Below are 16514 nucleotides of genomic sequence, written 5' to 3'. Positions count from 1 at the left end.
CATAATTGCACATAATCCTCTCATCTCACCCAAGCCACACCCACAGTGCGCTACGCTCCCGCCTCGTTTGAAAGATCAGGTTCGACGTGCTTCCCCCGCAAAATGGAGCCTTGCCATGCCTGCTTCCCACCGCCGTACAGCCGTCACAGGCGCGCTAGCGATCGCTCTGACGCTCTCCGCCGCGGCCTGCGGCTCCTCTGAGAAGAAGTCGGCCAACGGTCTGGAGAAGTCCGAGATCACTCTCGGCAACATGACCGTCGCCGACACCGCGCCCGTCCAGCTCGCCATCTCCAAGGGACTGTTCAAGGCCGAGGGCCTGACTGTCAAGACCCAGGTCATCCCGGGCGGCGCCGCGGGCATCCCCCTCCTGAAGAGCGGCCGGCTCGACTTCAGCATCAGCAACTACGTCTCGCTGCTCACCGCCGGGTCCAAGGACCCGGGGTTCAAGCCCAAGATCGTCGTTGAGGGCATGCAGAGCGCGCCGAAGACCCACACGCTGATGGTGCGCAAGGACTCCCCGTACCACACGGTCAAGGACCTGGCCGGCAAGAAGATCGCCGTCAACACCAAGCGCAACATCGCCACGCTGCTGGTGCGCGCCGCCGGCAAGCCCCAGGGCGTCGAATTCGACGAGGACAAGAACTTCGTCGAGGTCCCCCCGCCCGCCATGGAGCAGGCCCTGAAGTCCAAGAGCGTCGAGGCCGTCCAGGCGATCGAGCCGTTCGGCACCCAGATGCAGCAGTCGATGGGCGCCCGCATGGTCGCCGACCTGTCCAGCGGACCGACCGCGGACTTCCCGATCGCGGGCTTCGCCACCACCGAGAAGTTCGCCAAGGAGAACCCCAAGACGGTCGCCGCCTTCCAGCGCGCGCTGCTGAAGGCGCAGGGCATGGCCGCCGACCGCAAGCTCATCCAGGACGTCCTGCCGACCTACGCCAAGGGGATCGACGCCAAGGTCGCCTCCACCATGAGCTTCGGCACGTGGCCGACCACGCTGAACGCCACCCGCCTCCAGCGCGTGGCCGACCTGATGCAGCAGTTCGGCTACCTGGACAAGCCCCTCGACGTCAAGCCGTTCATGGCCACACCCGCTTGATGAACCACCGCCGTATCGTTCTCGGCGCCGCCGGGGTCGCCGGGCTGGTCGCCGTCGTCGAGGTCGTGAGCCGTTCCGGCCTCGTCGACGAGACCGCCCTGCCCCCGGCGTCGACCGTTATACGGGAGGCTGCGAAACTGGCCGTCGACGCGGAGTTCCTCGCCGACGTCGGGGCCACGGTCACGGCATGGTTCGGCGGGCTCGTCCTGGCGGTGCTCGTGGCGGTGCCGCTGGGCGTGCTGCTCGGCTCGGTGCCGGTGCTCGGCACCGCCTCCCGCGCGCTGGTCGAACTGCTGCGCCCCATCCCGTCGGTCGCGCTGATCCCGCTCGCCATCATCCTGTTCGCCGACCCCACGCAGATGAAGATGTCCTTGATCTTCTACGCCTGCCTGTGGCCGATCCTCATCAACACCCTGTACGCGCTCCGCGACGTCGATCCGGTCGCCAAGGAGAGCCTGCGCAGCTTCGGCTTCGGGACCCTGTCGGTGCTGTGGCGCGTCTCCCTGCCGAGCGCCTCGCCGTTCATCGCCACCGGCATCCGGATCGCCGCCTCCGTCGCCCTCATCGTGGTGATCAGCACCGAACTCCTGGCGGGCGGCGTCAACGGAGTGGGGATCTACCTCGGCGACACCCAGTCCGGCGGCGGCCGGACGGACCTGCTGCTGGCCGGCGCCTGCTGGGCCGGTGTGCTGGGGCTGCTGGCCAACACGGCCCTCTTCGCACTGGAACGGATCGTGTTCCGCTGGCAGACCGCCCGCGTGGAGGGGATCGCATGAGGGCCCTCAGAGCGCTGCGCGGATCGGTAGAGCGGGTCTGGCTCGTCGCCCTCGCCATCGCGCTGTGGGAACTGGTCACGCGCGCGGTGGACGAGACCTACTTCCCCCCGCCCACGAAGATCGTCGACGCGCTGCACGAGCTGTGGTTCTCCGGACCCGCCTCCCAGGGGTTCCTCACGGACAAGGCGGTGGACGACTTCTCCACCAGCCTCACCCACCTGTTCGCCGGGTGGGCGGCCGCGGGAGCCGCCGGAGTCCTGCTGGGTGCGGCGATCGGCCGGTCGCGGACCCTGTACGACCTGCTGAACCCCGTGCTGGAGTTCCTGCGCGCGGTTCCTCCGCCCACGCTGGTGCCGTTCTTCATCATCGTGTTCCAGCTCGGCGCGACCATGCAGATCGTCACGATCGCCTTCGGCGTGGTCTGGCCGGTGCTGCTCAACACCTGCGACGGCGTCCGCACCGTGGACCCCCTGCAACTGGAGACGGCCCGCGTGTTCGGCGTCGGCCGGCTCCGCAGGCTGCTGACCGTCACGCTCCCGGCGGCCTCCCCCAAGATCTTCGCGGGACTGCGGGTGGCGTTGTCGTTCGCGCTGATCCTGATGGTCATCTCCGAGCTGTTCGGCAGCACCGCGGGCATCGGCTCCGAGCTCATCGGGGCCCAGCGCTCGTTCGAGCTGCCCCGGATGTGGGCCGGGATCGTCATGCTGGGCCTGCTCGGCCTCCTGTTCAACGGGGTGTTCATGCTTCTGGAGCGGCGCCTGCTGGCCTGGCACACTGGCGCGAAACGGCTCGCGAACTGACGATGTCCCCTATGCCGAACCTGACGACACACACACAGCAAAGGCGGCCGTGGTGCTTCAGATAACCGGCCTCAGCCATTCCTACGGCGACGGCCACCGAGCCATCGACGGACTCGACCTCACCGTCCCGGACGGCCAGCTGCTCAGCATCGTCGGCCCTTCCGGCTGCGGAAAGTCCACCCTGCTGCGCTGCATCGGCGGGCTGATCCGCCCGACCGCCGGGACCCTCACCCTGAACGGCGAGCCGATCGACGGCGTGCCCGACGACCTCGCCGTGGTGTTCCAGGACTACAGCCGCTCCCTGTTCCCCTGGCTGACCGTCCGCGACAACGTGGCGCTGCCGCTGCGGCGGCGCGGGAAGGGCCGCTCCGAGCGGCGCGCCGCAGCGCAGGAGGCCCTGGAGTCCGTGGGCCTCGCGGACGCGGGGCGCAAGTACCCGTGGCAGCTGTCGGGCGGCATGCAGCAGCGCGCGTCGATCGCGCGGGCCCTCGCCTACCGCCCGTCGCTGCTGCTGATGGACGAGCCGTTCGGGTCGGTGGACGCGCAGACCCGGGAGGACCTGGAGGACCTCGTCCTGCAGATGCACCGGACCGGGAAGATGACGATCCTGCTGGTCACGCACGACATCGACGAGAGCGTCTACGTCGGCGACCGGGTGGTCGTGCTGAACCGCTCCCCCGCCCGCGTGCACGCCGATCTGCCGGTCGACCTGCCCTCGGCGCGCGACCAGATCGAGACCCGGGGGACCCCCGAGTTCGTCCGGCTCCGGGCCGAGGTCGGGCGGCTGGTCCGCGGCGGCGCGAAGGTGCCCGGCGCGGCGCCGGCGAAGACCGGCTGAGAACGGCCGCCACGTGCGGCGACACGAACGAGACCGGCGCGGGCGGGCCGCCCGGCCGGTCGCCCCGACACCAACGGGAGGGTGATTCATGCGCGTACTCATCGTGGGGGCGGGCATCGGCGGGCTCACCACCGCGCTGAGCCTGCACGAGGCCGGGGTCGAGGCCCTCGTCGTCGACTCCGCCAACCGGCTGCTGCCGCTCGGCGTCGGCATCAATCTGCTGCCGCACGCCGTCCGGGAGCTCACCGAGCTGGGGTTCGCCGACGAGCTGGCCGAGACCGGCATCCCGACCGGCGAGATGGTGCATTTCGACCGGCACGGCGGCCGGATCTGGGCGGAGCCGCGCGGACGCGCGCTCGGCTACCACTGGCCGCAGTACTCGATCCACCGCGGCGAGCTGCAGATGATGCTGCTCGACGCCGTCCGCGCGCGGCTCGGCGAGGACGCCGTCCGCACCGGGACCGTCTTCGAGGGCTTCGAGCAGGACGGGACGCAGGTGCGGGCGCGCCTGCTCGACCGGGCGTCCGGCACCGCCGAGACGGTGGCGGCCGACGCGCTGGTCGGCGCGGACGGCCTGCACTCCGCCGTCCGCGCGCAGCTGTACCCGGACGAGCCGGCCCCGCTGTGGAACGGCATCAGGCTGTGGCGCGGCATCACCGAGGCCGACCCCATCCTGACCGGGCGGACCATGGTCGTGATGGGCAGCAACGCCACGTCGAAGATCGTCGTCTACCCGATCTCGATGCGGACCGAGCGCCGGGGCAGGGCGCTGCTCAACTGGGCCGCGGAGGTCAGGCTCGCCGACGACCGGCTGGACTGGGACCCCGACTGGAACAAGGCCGGCCGCCTGGAGGACGTGCTCCCCTACTTCGCGGACTGGAAGTACGACTGGCTCGACTTCCCCGCGCTGATGTCCCAGGCGGCGGAGATCCTGGAGTACCCGATGGTCGACCGGGACCCCGTCGACCGCTGGACGTTCGGCCGCGTCACGCTGCTCGGCGACGCCGCCCACCCGATGTACCCGATCGGGTCCAACGGCGGCTCCCAGGCCATCCTCGACGCCCGCGTCCTGGCGCACGAGCTGGCCGCCTCCGGCGACGCCGCCGAGGGGCTGCTCGCCTACGACAAGGCGCGGCGCGAGCCGGTCAACGCCATCGTCCGGGCCTGCCGCGACATGCCGGCCGACCGCGTCCTGCACACGGTCAGCCAGCGGGCGCCGCAGGGCTTCACCTCGATCGAGGACGTGCTCAGCCCCGACGAGCTGAACACGATCAGCGGCGCGTACCGGCAGACCTCGTTCTCCGACGTCGAGGCGCTGAACTCCCGCCCCTCCTACACGGCGGCACGCTGACGGCACCGGCGGGCGCACGCCGACGGGCGCGGTGAGGCGGTCGCCTCGCCGCGCCTTCGGCTTTCGCGCGCGGGACCTCCGGCTCAGGCGGGGGTGACGGCGGCCAGCCGCGCGTCCACGGCGCGGGCGGCGCGGTCGTAGAGGGACGGGTCGTCGCGGAGCAGCGCCTGCGCCGCGCCCGTGCGGCACAGGGCGTCGATCTCGAAGGCGAGCTGGGCGACGTCGGCCGCCGCCTCGATCTCGCCTAGGTCGCGCGCCTCGCGCAGGCAGCGCTCGACGAAGGCGCTCCAGTCGCGCTGCGAGGCGGCGATCGCGTCGCGGACGCGGCCGGGTCGGGCGTCGAACTCGGCCATCGCGGAGTGGAAGAAGCATCCGCCGGGGAAGACGGGCTCGCGCTGGTAGCGCTGCCAGGCGTCCAGGAGCGCGCGGACGCGGCCGATCCCCTCGGGGACGGCGAGCGCGGGCTCGACCACGTGCGTCCGGAACACCTCGCCCGCCATGCGAACGGTCGCCAGCTGGAGCTCCTCCTTGGACCCGAAGTGGGTGAACACGCCGCTCTTGCTGATCCGCAGCTCGGTGGCGAGCCGGCCGATCGACAGGCCCTCCAGGCCGTCGGCCGACGCGATGTCGGCGGCGCGGCGCAGGATCGTGCCGCGCGTCTGCTCCCCCTTGACCAGCCGTCCGTCGGTGCTCATGGAATCAATCTGCACGACCGTTCGTTCAAAGTCAATGCGCCGGACCCCTTGACGCGGGCCGTCTCGCCAGAAGAGTGTACGACCGTTCGGTTTTATTTTTTCTGGAGAGGCCTGCCGATGACCACCGAGACGCAGACCGGCACGGCGCCGCCGCGAACGGCCGCGGCGCGCCGGTACGTCCCCTGGCTCGCCGCCGGGGCGACGTTCCTGGCCATGCTCGACGCCACCGCCGCCAACCTGGCCGTCGCCGACCTGCACGCCGACTTCCCGGGCAGCACGCTGTCCGGGCTGACCTGGGTGATCACCCTGTACGCGGTGCTGTTCGCGGCGCTGCTCGCCCCCGCCGGGCGGGTCGCCGACCTGGTCGGCCGGCGGTCGCTGTACCTGTGGGGCACCGGGCTTTTCACGCTGGCGTCGCTGGCGTGCGCGGTCGCGCCGAACCTGCCCGTCCTGCTGGCGACGCGCGCCGCGCAGGGCGCCGCGGCGGCGGCGCTGATCCCGGCGTCGCTCGCGCTGCTGCTGCACGACACGCCCCCCGAGCGCCGCGCCCGCAGCATCGGGCTGTGGAGCGCGGCGGGCGCGCTCGCCGCCGCGATCGGCCCCGGCCTCGGCGGGGTGCTGGTCGACCTGTCCGGCTGGCGGTCCCTGTTCCTCATCAACGTGCCGATCGGGCTCGCGATGCTGCTCGGCGGGCGGCGCCTGCCGAGGGCCGCGGGCGGCGCGGGGCGGCTGCCCGACCTCGCCGGGACGCTGCTGCTCGCCGCCGGGGTCGGCGGCGTCGCGCTCGGCGTGACGCAGAGCAGGGACTGGGCCTGGACGGACGCCCGGACGCTCGGGCTGCTGCTCGGCGGCGCCGCCCTCTTCGCCCTGGCGCTGTGGCGGTCGGCGCGGCACCCGGTCCCCGCGCTGGAGATCTCGCTTTGGCGCAACCGCCGGTTCGCCGCCGCGAACGCCGCCTCGTTCCTGTACGGGACGGCTCTGTACGCGTGGCTGCTCGCCGGCGTGCTCTACCTGACGGGCGAGTGGCACTACTCGATCCTGAAGGCGGGGTTCGCCTCGACGCCCGGCGCGTTCACCGCCACCGCGGCGGCGGTCGCGGCGGGCCGCCTCGCCTCCCGCTTCGGCGTCCGTCCCGCCGTGTCGGGCGGCGCGCTGATCATTGCCGCGTCCGGGGCCTGGGCCGTCGCGGCCCTGCCGGCCGAGCCGCACTACGCGACGTTCTGGCTCCCGCTCGGCCTCCTGGCCGGAACGGGGATGGGGATGATCAGCACGGGCACCGCCACGGCCGCCGCGCTGTCGGCCGGGCCGTCGCGGTTCGCCGGCGCCACCGGACTCAACACCACGGCCAGGCAGCTAGGCGGCGTGCTCGGCATAGCCGTCCTCGCCGCGCTGCTCCCGGAGAACGCCGCCCTCGGCGACTACACCGCGGTGTACCTCTTCTGCACCATCAGCGCTGTGTTTATTGCAGTGCTCTCCTCCCTCGGGCCTTGAAGGCCCTCTATCGTCGAGCACTGCTGGCGATCGCTGGCATCGCTCCGGCTCGCCTTGCGGCTCGCTGCGCGATCAGATTCTTGCTTCGCTCGAATCTGCCTTCGGACGCGATCGCGACCATTGAGGTTGTTGCTTGGTTGCTGCGCGGGCTGGGCCAGCGGCGGCGGGTCACTTGGCGTCGGCGTAGCGGTCTACGATCGCGATCTCCATCGGGAAGACGACGGGGGTGTCGCCGAACAGCAGGGCGCGCGCCTCCAGTGCTGCGGCGCGCACCGCTCCGGCTACCTCCTCGGCCAGTTCGGCGGGGCTGTGCACGATGACCTCGTCGTGCTGGAAGAACACCAGGCGGGGCGGGCCGAGCGCGGTGAGGCGGCGGCGCAGGGAGGCCAGGAGCGCGAGCGCCCAGTCGGCGGCGGTGGCCTGGACGACGAAGTTGCGGGTGAAGCGGCCCCGTCCGCGCAGCGCCTGGGCCGCCGTGCCGCCCCGGGGCCCGGGGGCGTCGTCGTCGCCCGCCGACGTCAGCTCCCGCCACCCCGCCGACGGCGGCGGGCACGTGCGCCCGAGGCGGGACCGCACGAGCAGCCCGCGCTCCCCCGCCCGCGCGGCGGCCTCCACGTACTCGAACGCCTGCGGGAACCGGCTCTTCAGGACGGCGAGGAGCTGCACCGCGTCCGCCGTCCCTCCCCCGTACATGGCGGAGAGCAGGGCGATCTTGGCCTTGTCGCGGGCGGTCCGCTTCCCGTCGGGGTCGTCGTGGAAGGCGTCGGACAGGGCGGCGTAGAGGTCGCCGTGCGCGGCGGCCTCCGAGAACGCGCGGTCGCCCGCGAGCGCCGCCAGCACCCGGGGTTCGAGCTGCGCCGCGTCGGCGACGACCAAAGCCCATCCGGGGTCGGCGACGACGGCCTTGCGCAGCACGCGCGGGATCTGCAGGGCCCCGCCGCCGCTCGTCGCCCACCGTCCCGACACCACGCCGCCGACGACGTACTCGGGACGGAACCGGCCGCCGCTCACCCACGTGTCGAGCCACGTCCAGCCGTGCGCGGCGTGCAGCCGCGCCAGCTCCTTGTACTCCAGCAGCAGGGGGACGGCGGGGTGGTCGAGCTGCCTGAGGACGTGCGCCCGGGTGGACGGGATCGGCAGCCCCGCCGAGGCGAAGGCCCGGATGATCTGCGCCGGGGAGTCGGGGTTGACGTGCACGCGCGGCCCGAACGCCGCGCTGACGCGGTCGGCGAGGTCCTGGAGCCTGCGGGGCCGCAGGCCGCCCGTGGGGCGCGGCCCGAGCAGCTCGGTGAGCAGCGCGTCGTGCTCGGCCGCCGACCAGGGCAGCCCGTCGTGCGCCATCTCGGCGGCCACCAGCGCTCCGGCCGACTCCGCGGCCGCGAGCAGCGCGAACCCGCCGAGCCCGGCGACGGCCCGCTGCTGCTCGGCGTGCACCGCGGCGATCTGGCCGAGGTCGTCGGCGGACGCCTCCCGCCCGGCGTCGTCGTCGAACAGCGACGGCTGCGCCGCGTCCTCCCGGGGCGGCGGCGGGTCGGCCGGGACGGGCTCGCCGCGCAGCCGCGCCCACGCCGCCGCGACCGAGCGCGGCTCCCCGTACCGTCCGGCATGGCCGAGCAGCAGGCTCTCGACGAGTTCGAGGTCATGGCAGCGCGACACCCGCACCCCCGCCGCCAGCAGCCGCGGGTAGAGCCGAGCGGTGGACGGCCACACCCAGCGCGGCGCGGAGTCACGCTCCCGCAGGGCGATGGCCGAGACCAGGTCGGGGACCTCCTCGACGCCCCCCGCGGGCGCCCCGTCCTCCCCCACCGCCTGCAGCGACCCCCCAAGCCCGCCACCAGCGGCGACCGCGATCCTCACGCCCCCATTCTGTCCCCGCCCACCGACAGTCCAGCCCCCACAAAAGCGAAGACCCCTCCGCGACGAAGTCGCGGAGGGGTCCAGCACATCGATCCAGCAGGCCAGGGCCGCGGCCCGCTGCTCAACACAGCGTTTGAAGCTCAGCCGGCAACGACCTCACCCATGCGATCGCGTCCGAAGGCAGGTACGAGCTTGCGAGTACCTGATCGCGAAGCGAGCCGCCAGGCGAGTCGGAGCGATGCCAGCGATCGCCAGCAGTTGCCGACGATGGAGGGCCTCCGGGCCCGAAGGAGAAGGCCACTGCCATGAACACAGCAGGGCCGCTAGGCCCGAAGGAGGAGAGAAATGCAGGACTACGCAGCCAGAGAAACTTGCTGGCCTGCCGGGGTGTCGCCGTAGCGGTCGGTGACCTTGTTCAGCTGGAGCTGGTAGTACAGGACGCCGAAGCCGAAGATGCCGAGCAGGAAGCCCATGCCGCCGCTGCAGCTCGGCTGGAGGCCGGCGGCGCGCTGCGCCTGGGCGATGCGCCCGCCGAGCTTGACCCACATGACGAGGGGCCAGATGCCGAGGGTGATGCCGCCGAACAGCATGGACAGCAGCGCGTTGGTGGCGGCGTTGTCGATGCGGCGGTCGTACTGGTGCAGCTCGTCGTGGACCTTGAAGAACCAGACGAGCCCGTAGATGCCGAAGGTGATGATCGGCAGTCCGAGCCATGCGCCGACCGGGTTGCGGCGCTTCATGTTGAGGCCCGTGCCGACGGCGGCGGGCGCCTGGTGCTGCGCGGGGGCGGGCGAGTAGCCGCCCTGGTACGCCTGTTGCTGGCCCTGACCCTGCTGGGGGTAACTCATTGCGAAGTTCTCCTGAAGGACGCGGTCGTTTTCCGGCCGACCGTCCGTTACCGTTCACCCGTGTGGTGAGCCACGACTGTAACGGCAGCGGGGCACGCCGCGGGGCAAGATCGACCACATTCGGATCATTGCTGGCGAATTCTCCAGATCGACCGGCTAGCGCAGCGGAATCGTCACCTCGTCTTCGCACGGCGGTGACGTCTCGTGGTCGCCGCAGCCCGTCGCCGCGAAGCAACGGATGCGCAGCCGCGACTCCGTCACGTCCAGGCGCAGGAAGTTCTTGAAGAACGGCGGCCGGTCCCAGTCGGCCAGCTCCGAGCGGAACCGCTGCGGCAGCCTGCGCACGGGCAGCCGCAGGAACCGGGGGCGGCCGCGGGCGTTGCGCGGCACGCCGAGGAGCGCGGCCACGAAGCGCGCGCGGCGGGACGCCGCCGGACCGTCGTATCCGCGTCCCGGCCTGATGCCGAGCCGGTGCTCGACGGCGGCGGTGGCCTCCTCCGGGGTGAGCTCGAAGAACCCGGGGAGCCGCAGCCACCGGCCGTACAGCTTGCTGTAGCGCGACAGGGAGTCGCCGCGCAGCGGGTAGCAGCGGAACTCGTCCTCGTCCACCACCCGGGTCCGCGGGATGATGTGGGTCGCGTGCATGAAGGCGCCGCCGCCGCCCGAGACGATGTACTGGATCGTCCGGCCGTCGCCGGTCCTCACCGGGTAGCGCTGGTAGTTGTGGATGTCGCCGCCGATCGCGGCCACGTAGTGGTGCGCCGGGTCCTGGACGATCTCGTCGACCGTCCCGCCGCCCTCGATCGGCCCGGGACGGTGGTCGTCGTCCACGTACAGCGGTTTTCCGGTCACCAGCAGTTTGGGTTTCGGCCCCCCGGACACCTCCCGGAGCCAGCGGCCCTGGTCGCGGTCGAGCCGGCCGGTGATCCCGGTGTCGATGCCGATGATGCGCAGCGCGGGGGTGTCGATCGCCCAGTACGGGCCGGGCTGCGCGCCCTGCTGGCCGGGCGCGCCGCGGTACAGCCGGCGGGCCTCGGCGAGCGCCTCGGCGTCGACGGCTCCGGAGTGGCGCCACAGGCGGCGCGGGATGAACGCGAGCGGGCCGCGCCACGGGGGCGGCGAGCAGTTCTCGTCCAGACCGCAGAAGACGTGCAGGAACCCCCGCAACCCGTCGTACCAGTCGTGGTTGCCGGGCACGGCGTAGATCGGGGCGGGGTAGTCCTTGTAGGGGCGGAAGAACTTGCCGGGGTAGTCCGCCGCGTCGCCGGTCGGGTAGATCACGTCGCTGGCGATGACCATGAAGTCGGTGCCCTCGGTCGCGTGCAGCAGCGGCGGGACCACCGCGTACTGCGACCGGTCCCCCTCGCCGGTGTCGCCGACCAGCGCGAAGGAGAACTCCGGCTCGGGGCGGTGGACGGTGAACGCGGCGGGGGTGCCGCGCTCGCGCAGGGACGCCACGCAGCGGCGGCGGATCGCGTTCGCCGGGTCGCCGAACAGGCGCGCCAGCACGTCGTTGCGCGAACGCCACAGCACCGAGGGGCGGCGCCAGGAGAAGTCGGGGACGCGGTCGGGGAGCAGCTCGTAGAAGCTTCCCCGCTTGCCGCAGGCCCAGCCGGCGCCTTCCTCGGAGGTGCGCGAGTTGTCGGGTCCGGGGGGGACCTCGGCGGACACAGAATGCCTCCGGGCGGTGAGGGGTTGCTCACAGCCTTTCCGGAGGCGGTCACGCCGTCAAGCCGACACGACGCCAGGAAGCAGACACTTCGTCAGGGAGCCGCGGTTGGCGCCGGCGCCACCCCCAAGGACACCGGCGCCACCACGACGAGGGGGCCTGCGGTCATCATGAGTCCCCCCAGAACGGCGAGCAGTGCAGTCGCCTTCCCATGATGCCTCCACAGACAGCCCCAAGGTCCCGTAGCGGGACGTAACCGACACTATCCGGAGAGCCGTAATGGGGGCGTAAACCGCCCTAAACGCGCCGCAAAACCTCGGCGGGGCGGCTCAGGGCGCCAGGACGCGCAGCGCGCCCGGCATCACCCGCGCGGTGACCGGGAGGACCCCGGGCAGCTCCCCGTCCGCGCCGTACGGGAGCGTCCTGCCGGACCCCTCGGCGAGCTCGATGCGCACCTCTCGGCCGCGCAGGACCTCCACCTCGGGCCGCCGGACGTGCGTCCCCGCCTCCAGCTCCCGCATGACGGCGAAGAACAGCGTCCTCGGCGCCTTGCGGATCAGCACGACGTCGAGCAGGCCGTCGTCCACGCGCGCGTCGGGGGCGATGTGCTTGCCGAACCCGTAGTAGCCGGAGTTCGCGGCGACGACGGTGTAGCCCTCCCGCCGGTGCCGCTCGCCGTCCACCGTGATCAGGTAGTCGGCGTGCCGCCACGAGGCGATCGCGCGCAGCGCCCCGACGTAGTAGGCGGCGGAGCCGCGCAGCAGCCGCGTCCGGTTGGCGTTGTCGTTGGCGACCGCGTCCACGCCCGCGTAGACGCTGCCCAGCACGGCCGTCCCGTTGGCGTCGATCGTGTCGACGGCGCGGGGCTCGCCCTCCAGCAGCAGCGGGGCGAGCCGCTCCGGATCGGACGGGACGCCGAGCTGCCGCGCGAAGTCGTTGCCCCGGCCCGCGGGGACGATCCCGAAGAGGGCGTCCGTCCCGGCCAGGGCCCCGCCGACGCAGCCGACCAGGCCGTCCCCGCCGACGCCGAGCACCGCGCGCCCGGCGTCGGCGGCGGCGCGGGCGGCGCCGGCGGCGTGCTCCATCCCGCGGCTGTACTCGACGTCGACCTCGGCGCCCGCGTCGCGCAGCAGCCGGGCGAGCGGCGTCAGGCACGAGGCGGACGCGCCGCCCGCCGCCGGGTTGACGATCGCGGTGAACGCGCGCACCCTGCCCACTTCATCCCCGCGCACTCTGCCCACTTCATCCCCGCCCACGGAGCTCACTTCCTTTCCGCGGGCGGGACGAGGACGCCCGGGTTGAGGATCCCGGCGGGATCGACCCGGTCCTTCACGGCGCGCAGCACGGCGGCGCCGAGCGGCCCGATCTCCCGGGCGTACCAGTCGCGGTGGTCGGTGCCCACCCCGTGATGATGGCTGATCGTCCCGCCCGCCGCGACGATCGCGTCGCAGGCCGCGCGCTTGGCGGCGGCCCAGTGCTCGACGGGGTCCTCGCCCTGCGCGGACACGACCGTGAAGTAGAGGGACGCGCCGGTCGGATACACGTGCGAGATGTGGCACATCACCAGCGGCGGCGTCCCGGCGCCCGACAGCGTCCCGATCAGCGCCTGCCGGACGGCCTCGTACAGCGCGGGAACGTCGGACCAGAAGGCGGCGGTCTCCAGCGTCTCGACGAAGGCGCCGACGTCCAGGAGGGAGTCGCGCAGGTAGGGGGCGTTGAAGCGGCCGTGCTCCCACTTCTCCCCCGGCCCGGCGCCGAGCGGCTCGCCGCCGGCCTCGCGCAGCACCCGCGCGGCCCCGGCCCGGCGGTCGGCGACGTGGGCGGGGGCGCCCTCGAAGCCGAGGACGGCCAGGGCTCCGGCCGCCGAGGAGCCGCCGCCGATGGCCGACGGATCGGCCAGCCCGACCATGGTCTCGGTCTCGTCCGACAGCCGCAGGACCGCGGGGAGGGGGCCGTCCTGGGCGAGGCGCCGCAGCGCGGCGGCGCCCTGGTCGAACGAGGCGAACCGCCAGCCCTCGTACGCGCGCTCCGCCGGGACGGCATGCACCCGCACCCGCACAGAGGTGATCACGCCGAGCGCGCCCTCCGAGCCGAGGACGAGCTGCCGCAGATCGGGCCCGGCGGCGGACTTCGGCGCCCGCCCGAGATCGAGCGTCCCCTCGGGGGTGGCCACGGTGAGGCCCACGACCATGTCGTCGAACCGCCCGTACCCGGCGGACGCCTGCCCGCTCGACCGCGCCGCCGCGAACCCGCCGATCGACGCCCACTCGTAGGACTGCGGGAAGTGCCCGAGCGTGTAGCCGCGCTCGTTGAGGAGCGCCTCCGCCGCCGGGGCGCGCAGGCCGGGCTGCAGGACGGCCGTCCGGGAGACCTCGTCGAGTTCGGTGAGCCCGTCCATGCGGCGCAGGTCGAGGGCGACGAAGGCGTCCACGCCCTCCGGCGCCAGCCCGCCGACGACCGAGGTGCCGCCGCCGAACGGGACGACGGCGATCCGCCGCCCGGCGCACGCCTCCAGCACGGCGAGCACCTCGTCGTGGTTGCCGGGCAGGACGACCGCGTCCGGCGCGTCGGCGGCGTCACCGGCCCGGATGCGCAGCAGGTCGGGCGTGGACTTGCCGCGCGTGTGCCGGATCCGCGCCTCGGCCTCGACGCGGACGTTCCCGTCCCCCACGGCGGCGGCGAGCGCGGCCAGGTCGTCCCCGGACAGCCGGGGCTCGGCGACCCGGACGCCGGTCAGCGCGGCCGGCGGCTCCTCGGCGGGCCGCACGCCGAGCAGGTCGCGCAGCAGGCCGACCATCGGCTCGGGCAGCGGCGCCGCCTTCGCCGGGTCGCCCCAGCCGCTCCACAGCATGTCGCGCGTCTCCACGCCCGCCTCCCTCGCCGCCCCGGCCTCCTGGTGGCTTACACTGTGACACATGACGTCGAATCGTCACAACAGGCCGGCGGCGCGGACCGCCGACGACACCGTGCTCGACGCCGCCCGCGACTGCGTGCTCGCGGTCGGGGTGCGGCGCACGACGCTGACCGACATCGCGCGCCGGGCCGGCGTCTCGCGGATGACCCTCTACCGGCGCTGGCCGGACGTCCGCACCATCGTCGCCGACCTGATGACCCGCGAGTGGACGGGGATCGGCGACGCGCTGCGGCCCCTCGACGACGGCCGCCCCGTCCGGCCCCGGCTGGTGGACGGCCTGGTCACCGGCGTGCGGACGTTCCGCGCCCACCCGCTGCTCCGCAAGATCATCGAGGTCGACCCGGAGCTGCTGCTGCCCTACCTGCTGGACCGCTGCGGCGCCAGCCAGCGGGCCTTCCTCGCCGGGTTCGAGGAGGCGATCTCCGCCGGCCAGCGGGACGGCACCGTCCGGGCGGGCGACCCCGCGCGCCAGGCCCGCGCGCTCCTGCTGGTCGTCCAGTCGTTCGGGCTCTCCGCGCAGATCATGATCGACGCGGGGCCGCCCGGGGTCGACGCGGACGCCCTCGACGCCGAACTCCGCCACATCCTGGAGAGGATGCTCGCACCGTGAACGCAGCCGGACCCGATCCGCGGACCTCGCTCAACGCCGCGCGCAGGGAGCGCGAGCTCGCCGCACTGCCCGGCGAGGTGGTGGACGTGCTGGTCGTCGGCCTCGGCGCCACCGGCGCGGGCGCCGCGCTGGACGCCGCCTCCCGCGGCCTGTCGGTCGCCGCGGTCGACGCCCGCGACCTGGCGTTCGGCACGTCGCGCTGGAGCTCCAAGCTGATCCACGGCGGGCTGCGCTACCTGGCGTCCGGGCAGGTGGACGTCGCGCACGAGAGCGCGGTCGAGCGCGGCGCGCTGATGCTGCGCACCGCCCCGCACCTGGTGCGGGCGCTCCCGTTCGTGCTGCCGCTGACCCCGCTGGTGTCCCGCTCGCAGGCGCTGCTGGCCGCGGCCGGCATGCGCGCCGGGGACCTGCTGCGGCTCGCCGCCCGCACCCCGCGCTCGGTCCTGCCGGGCCCCCGCCGGCTGTCGGCGGTCGAGACGCTGCGGCTCGCGCCCGCCCTGCGGCCCCACGGGCTGCGCGGCGGGCTGCTGTCGTGGGACGGGCAGCTCGCCGACGACGCCCGCCTCGTCACCGCGCTCGCCCGGACCGCCGCGGGGCACGGCGCCCGGATCCTCACCCGCTGCCGCGCGGTCGAGCTGACCGGCGACGGCGCCCTGATCCGCGACGAGCTCACCGGCCGCGAGACCACCGTGCGGGCGCGCGCGGTGGTGAACGCCGCCGGGGTGTGGGCGGGCGGCCTCGTGGACGGGGTGCGGCTGCGCCCGTCCCGCGGCACCCACCTGGTGCTGCGGGCCGAGGCGCTGCGCGGGCTCACCGCCGCGATGCACGTCCCCATCCCGGGGGCGGGCAACCGGTTCGTGCTCGTGCTCCCGCAGGGCGACGGCCGCGTCTACGTCGGCCTCACCGACGAGCCCGCGGACGGGCCCGTCCCGGACGTGCCGGAGCCCACCGAGGGCGAGATCGGCTTCCTGCTCGACGTCCTGGACTCGGCGCTGGACGTCCCGGTGCGGCGCGCCGACGTCGCCGGCGCGTACGCCGGCCTGCGGCCCCTGCTGGACGTCGACCACGGCGGCGACACCGCCGACATCTCCCGCCGGCACGCCGTCCTGACGTCCCGGGACGGCGTCGTGACGATCGTCGGCGGCAAGCTGACCACCTACCGGCGCATGGCCGAGGACGCCGTGGACGCGGTCGTGCGCGCCCGCGGGCTTCCCGCCGGCCCCTGCCGCACCGCGCGGCTGCCTCTCGTCGGCGCGGCTCCGCGCCGCCGGCTGGACGCTCTGGACGCGCCTACCCGGCTCGTCCAGCGCTACGGCACCGAGGCGCCGCTGCTGGCCGCCCTGGGGCGGCGGGACGCGGGGCTGCTGGAGCCGGTCGTCGCCGGGCTGCCGGTGACCGGCGCGGAGCTGGCGTGGGGCGTGCTGCACGAGGGCGCCCTCGACGCGGGCGATCTCCTGGACCGGCGCACCCGGATCGGCCTCGTGGCGGCCGACCGGGAGGCCGCCCTGCCCGCGGCGGAAGCGCTGCTCGCCGCCCCGCCTGGTTTGACCGTCGCGCCTTAGGTTACCC

The 16514-nt window shown here is 73.7% G+C and carries 14 protein-coding genes; 8 read left to right on the top strand and 6 right to left on the bottom strand.

Annotated features, from left to right (window positions below; genetic code table 11):
- The first annotated feature begins 115 nt into the window (after positions 1 to 115).
- The 5 genes from AB0C84_RS32785 (at position 116) to AB0C84_RS32765 (ending at position 4861) form a co-directional block, all read left to right on the top strand.
- Positions 116 to 1096: an ABC transporter substrate-binding protein gene (locus AB0C84_RS32785; protein ID WP_179847527.1), complete on the top strand. Its 981-nt coding sequence runs from the start codon at positions 116 to 118 to the stop codon at positions 1094 to 1096.
- Positions 1096 to 1872, top strand: coding sequence for an ABC transporter permease (locus AB0C84_RS32780; protein WP_361074060.1), 777 nt, complete (start codon positions 1096 to 1098; stop codon positions 1870 to 1872). The genes AB0C84_RS32785 and AB0C84_RS32780 overlap by 1 nt, the downstream gene beginning before the upstream one ends.
- The gene (locus AB0C84_RS32775; protein ID WP_361074058.1) at positions 1869 to 2672 is read left to right on the top strand and encodes an ABC transporter permease; all 804 of its coding nucleotides are present in this window, start codon (positions 1869 to 1871) and stop codon (positions 2670 to 2672) included. Before AB0C84_RS32780 ends, AB0C84_RS32775 begins: the two co-directional genes overlap by 4 nt.
- A 52-nt stretch (positions 2673 to 2724) precedes the next feature.
- Complete coding sequence (locus AB0C84_RS32770) at positions 2725 to 3510, top strand: ABC transporter ATP-binding protein (RefSeq protein ID WP_361074056.1); 786 nt, start codon at positions 2725 to 2727, stop codon at positions 3508 to 3510.
- 88 nt (positions 3511 to 3598) lie between these two features.
- Complete coding sequence (locus AB0C84_RS32765) at positions 3599 to 4861, top strand: flavin-dependent oxidoreductase (RefSeq protein WP_179847523.1); 1263 nt, start codon at positions 3599 to 3601, stop codon at positions 4859 to 4861.
- 83 nt (positions 4862 to 4944) lie between these two features.
- On the opposite strand, the gene AB0C84_RS32760 is transcribed toward AB0C84_RS32765, so the two are convergent.
- Positions 4945 to 5556: a TetR/AcrR family transcriptional regulator gene (locus tag AB0C84_RS32760; RefSeq protein ID WP_361074054.1), complete on the bottom strand. Its 612-nt coding sequence runs from the start codon at positions 5554 to 5556 to the stop codon at positions 4945 to 4947.
- A gap of 117 nt (positions 5557 to 5673) precedes the next feature.
- On the opposite strand from AB0C84_RS32760, the gene AB0C84_RS32755 reads away from it, so the two are divergent.
- The gene (locus AB0C84_RS32755; RefSeq protein ID WP_361074052.1) at positions 5674 to 7047 is read left to right on the top strand and encodes an MFS transporter; all 1374 of its coding nucleotides are present in this window, start codon (positions 5674 to 5676) and stop codon (positions 7045 to 7047) included.
- A gap of 168 nt (positions 7048 to 7215) precedes the next feature.
- Here AB0C84_RS32755 and AB0C84_RS32750 read toward each other — a convergent pair whose 3' ends face one another.
- From AB0C84_RS32750 to AB0C84_RS32730, 5 genes are all read right to left on the bottom strand, one after another.
- The gene (locus AB0C84_RS32750) at positions 7216 to 8904 is read right to left on the bottom strand and encodes a bifunctional 3'-5' exonuclease/DNA polymerase (RefSeq protein ID WP_361074050.1); all 1689 of its coding nucleotides are present in this window, start codon (positions 8902 to 8904) and stop codon (positions 7216 to 7218) included.
- 353 nt (positions 8905 to 9257) lie between these two features.
- Positions 9258 to 9752, bottom strand: coding sequence for a DUF4234 domain-containing protein (locus tag AB0C84_RS32745; RefSeq protein WP_258939640.1), 495 nt, complete (start codon positions 9750 to 9752; stop codon positions 9258 to 9260).
- A 156-nt stretch (positions 9753 to 9908) separates the two neighbouring features.
- Positions 9909 to 11423: a metallophosphoesterase gene (locus AB0C84_RS32740; RefSeq protein ID WP_361074048.1), complete on the bottom strand. Its 1515-nt coding sequence runs from the start codon at positions 11421 to 11423 to the stop codon at positions 9909 to 9911.
- 327 nt (positions 11424 to 11750) lie between these two features.
- Positions 11751 to 12653: a diacylglycerol kinase family protein gene (locus AB0C84_RS32735; protein WP_361074046.1), complete on the bottom strand. Its 903-nt coding sequence runs from the start codon at positions 12651 to 12653 to the stop codon at positions 11751 to 11753.
- A 29-nt stretch (positions 12654 to 12682) separates the two neighbouring features.
- Positions 12683 to 14272, bottom strand: a complete 1590-nt coding sequence (locus AB0C84_RS32730) for an FAD-binding oxidoreductase (protein WP_361074098.1) — start codon at positions 14270 to 14272, stop codon at positions 12683 to 12685.
- Positions 14273 to 14336: 64 nt separating this feature from the next.
- Between AB0C84_RS32730 and AB0C84_RS32725 the strand changes: the two genes are divergently transcribed.
- The gene (locus AB0C84_RS32725) at positions 14337 to 14945 is read left to right on the top strand and encodes a TetR/AcrR family transcriptional regulator (protein ID WP_361074044.1); all 609 of its coding nucleotides are present in this window, start codon (positions 14337 to 14339) and stop codon (positions 14943 to 14945) included.
- The gene (locus AB0C84_RS32720) at positions 14942 to 16507 is read left to right on the top strand and encodes a glycerol-3-phosphate dehydrogenase/oxidase (protein WP_361074042.1); all 1566 of its coding nucleotides are present in this window, start codon (positions 14942 to 14944) and stop codon (positions 16505 to 16507) included. Before AB0C84_RS32725 ends, AB0C84_RS32720 begins: the two co-directional genes overlap by 4 nt.
- Positions 16508 to 16514: the final 7 nt, after the last annotated feature.

This window comes from Actinomadura sp. NPDC048955, assembly GCF_040649435.1.
In the GTDB taxonomy this organism is placed as follows: Bacteria; Actinomycetota; Actinomycetes; order Streptosporangiales; family Streptosporangiaceae; genus Spirillospora; species Spirillospora luteofluorescens.
This window is presented reverse-complemented; position numbering and strand designations above follow the sequence as displayed.

Coding starts and splice junctions, on each gene's coding strand:
- AB0C84_RS32785 (WP_179847527.1), top strand. CDS start 116: ATGCCTGCTTCCCACCGCCGTACAGCCGTCACAGGCGCGCTAGCGATC.
- AB0C84_RS32780 (WP_361074060.1), top strand. CDS start 1,096: ATGAACCACCGCCGTATCGTTCTCGGCGCCGCCGGGGTCGCCGGGCTG.
- AB0C84_RS32775 (WP_361074058.1), top strand. CDS start 1,869: ATGAGGGCCCTCAGAGCGCTGCGCGGATCGGTAGAGCGGGTCTGGCTC.
- AB0C84_RS32765 (WP_179847523.1), top strand. CDS start 3,599: ATGCGCGTACTCATCGTGGGGGCGGGCATCGGCGGGCTCACCACCGCG.
- AB0C84_RS32760 (WP_361074054.1), bottom strand. CDS start 5,556: ATGAGCACCGACGGACGGCTGGTCAAGGGGGAGCAGACGCGCGGCACG.
- AB0C84_RS32755 (WP_361074052.1), top strand. CDS start 5,674: ATGACCACCGAGACGCAGACCGGCACGGCGCCGCCGCGAACGGCCGCG.
- AB0C84_RS32745 (WP_258939640.1), bottom strand. CDS start 9,752: ATGAGTTACCCCCAGCAGGGTCAGGGCCAGCAACAGGCGTACCAGGGC.
- AB0C84_RS32730 (WP_361074098.1), bottom strand. CDS start 14,272: ATGCTGTGGAGCGGCTGGGGCGACCCGGCGAAGGCGGCGCCGCTGCCC.
- AB0C84_RS32725 (WP_361074044.1), top strand. CDS start 14,337: ATGACGTCGAATCGTCACAACAGGCCGGCGGCGCGGACCGCCGACGAC.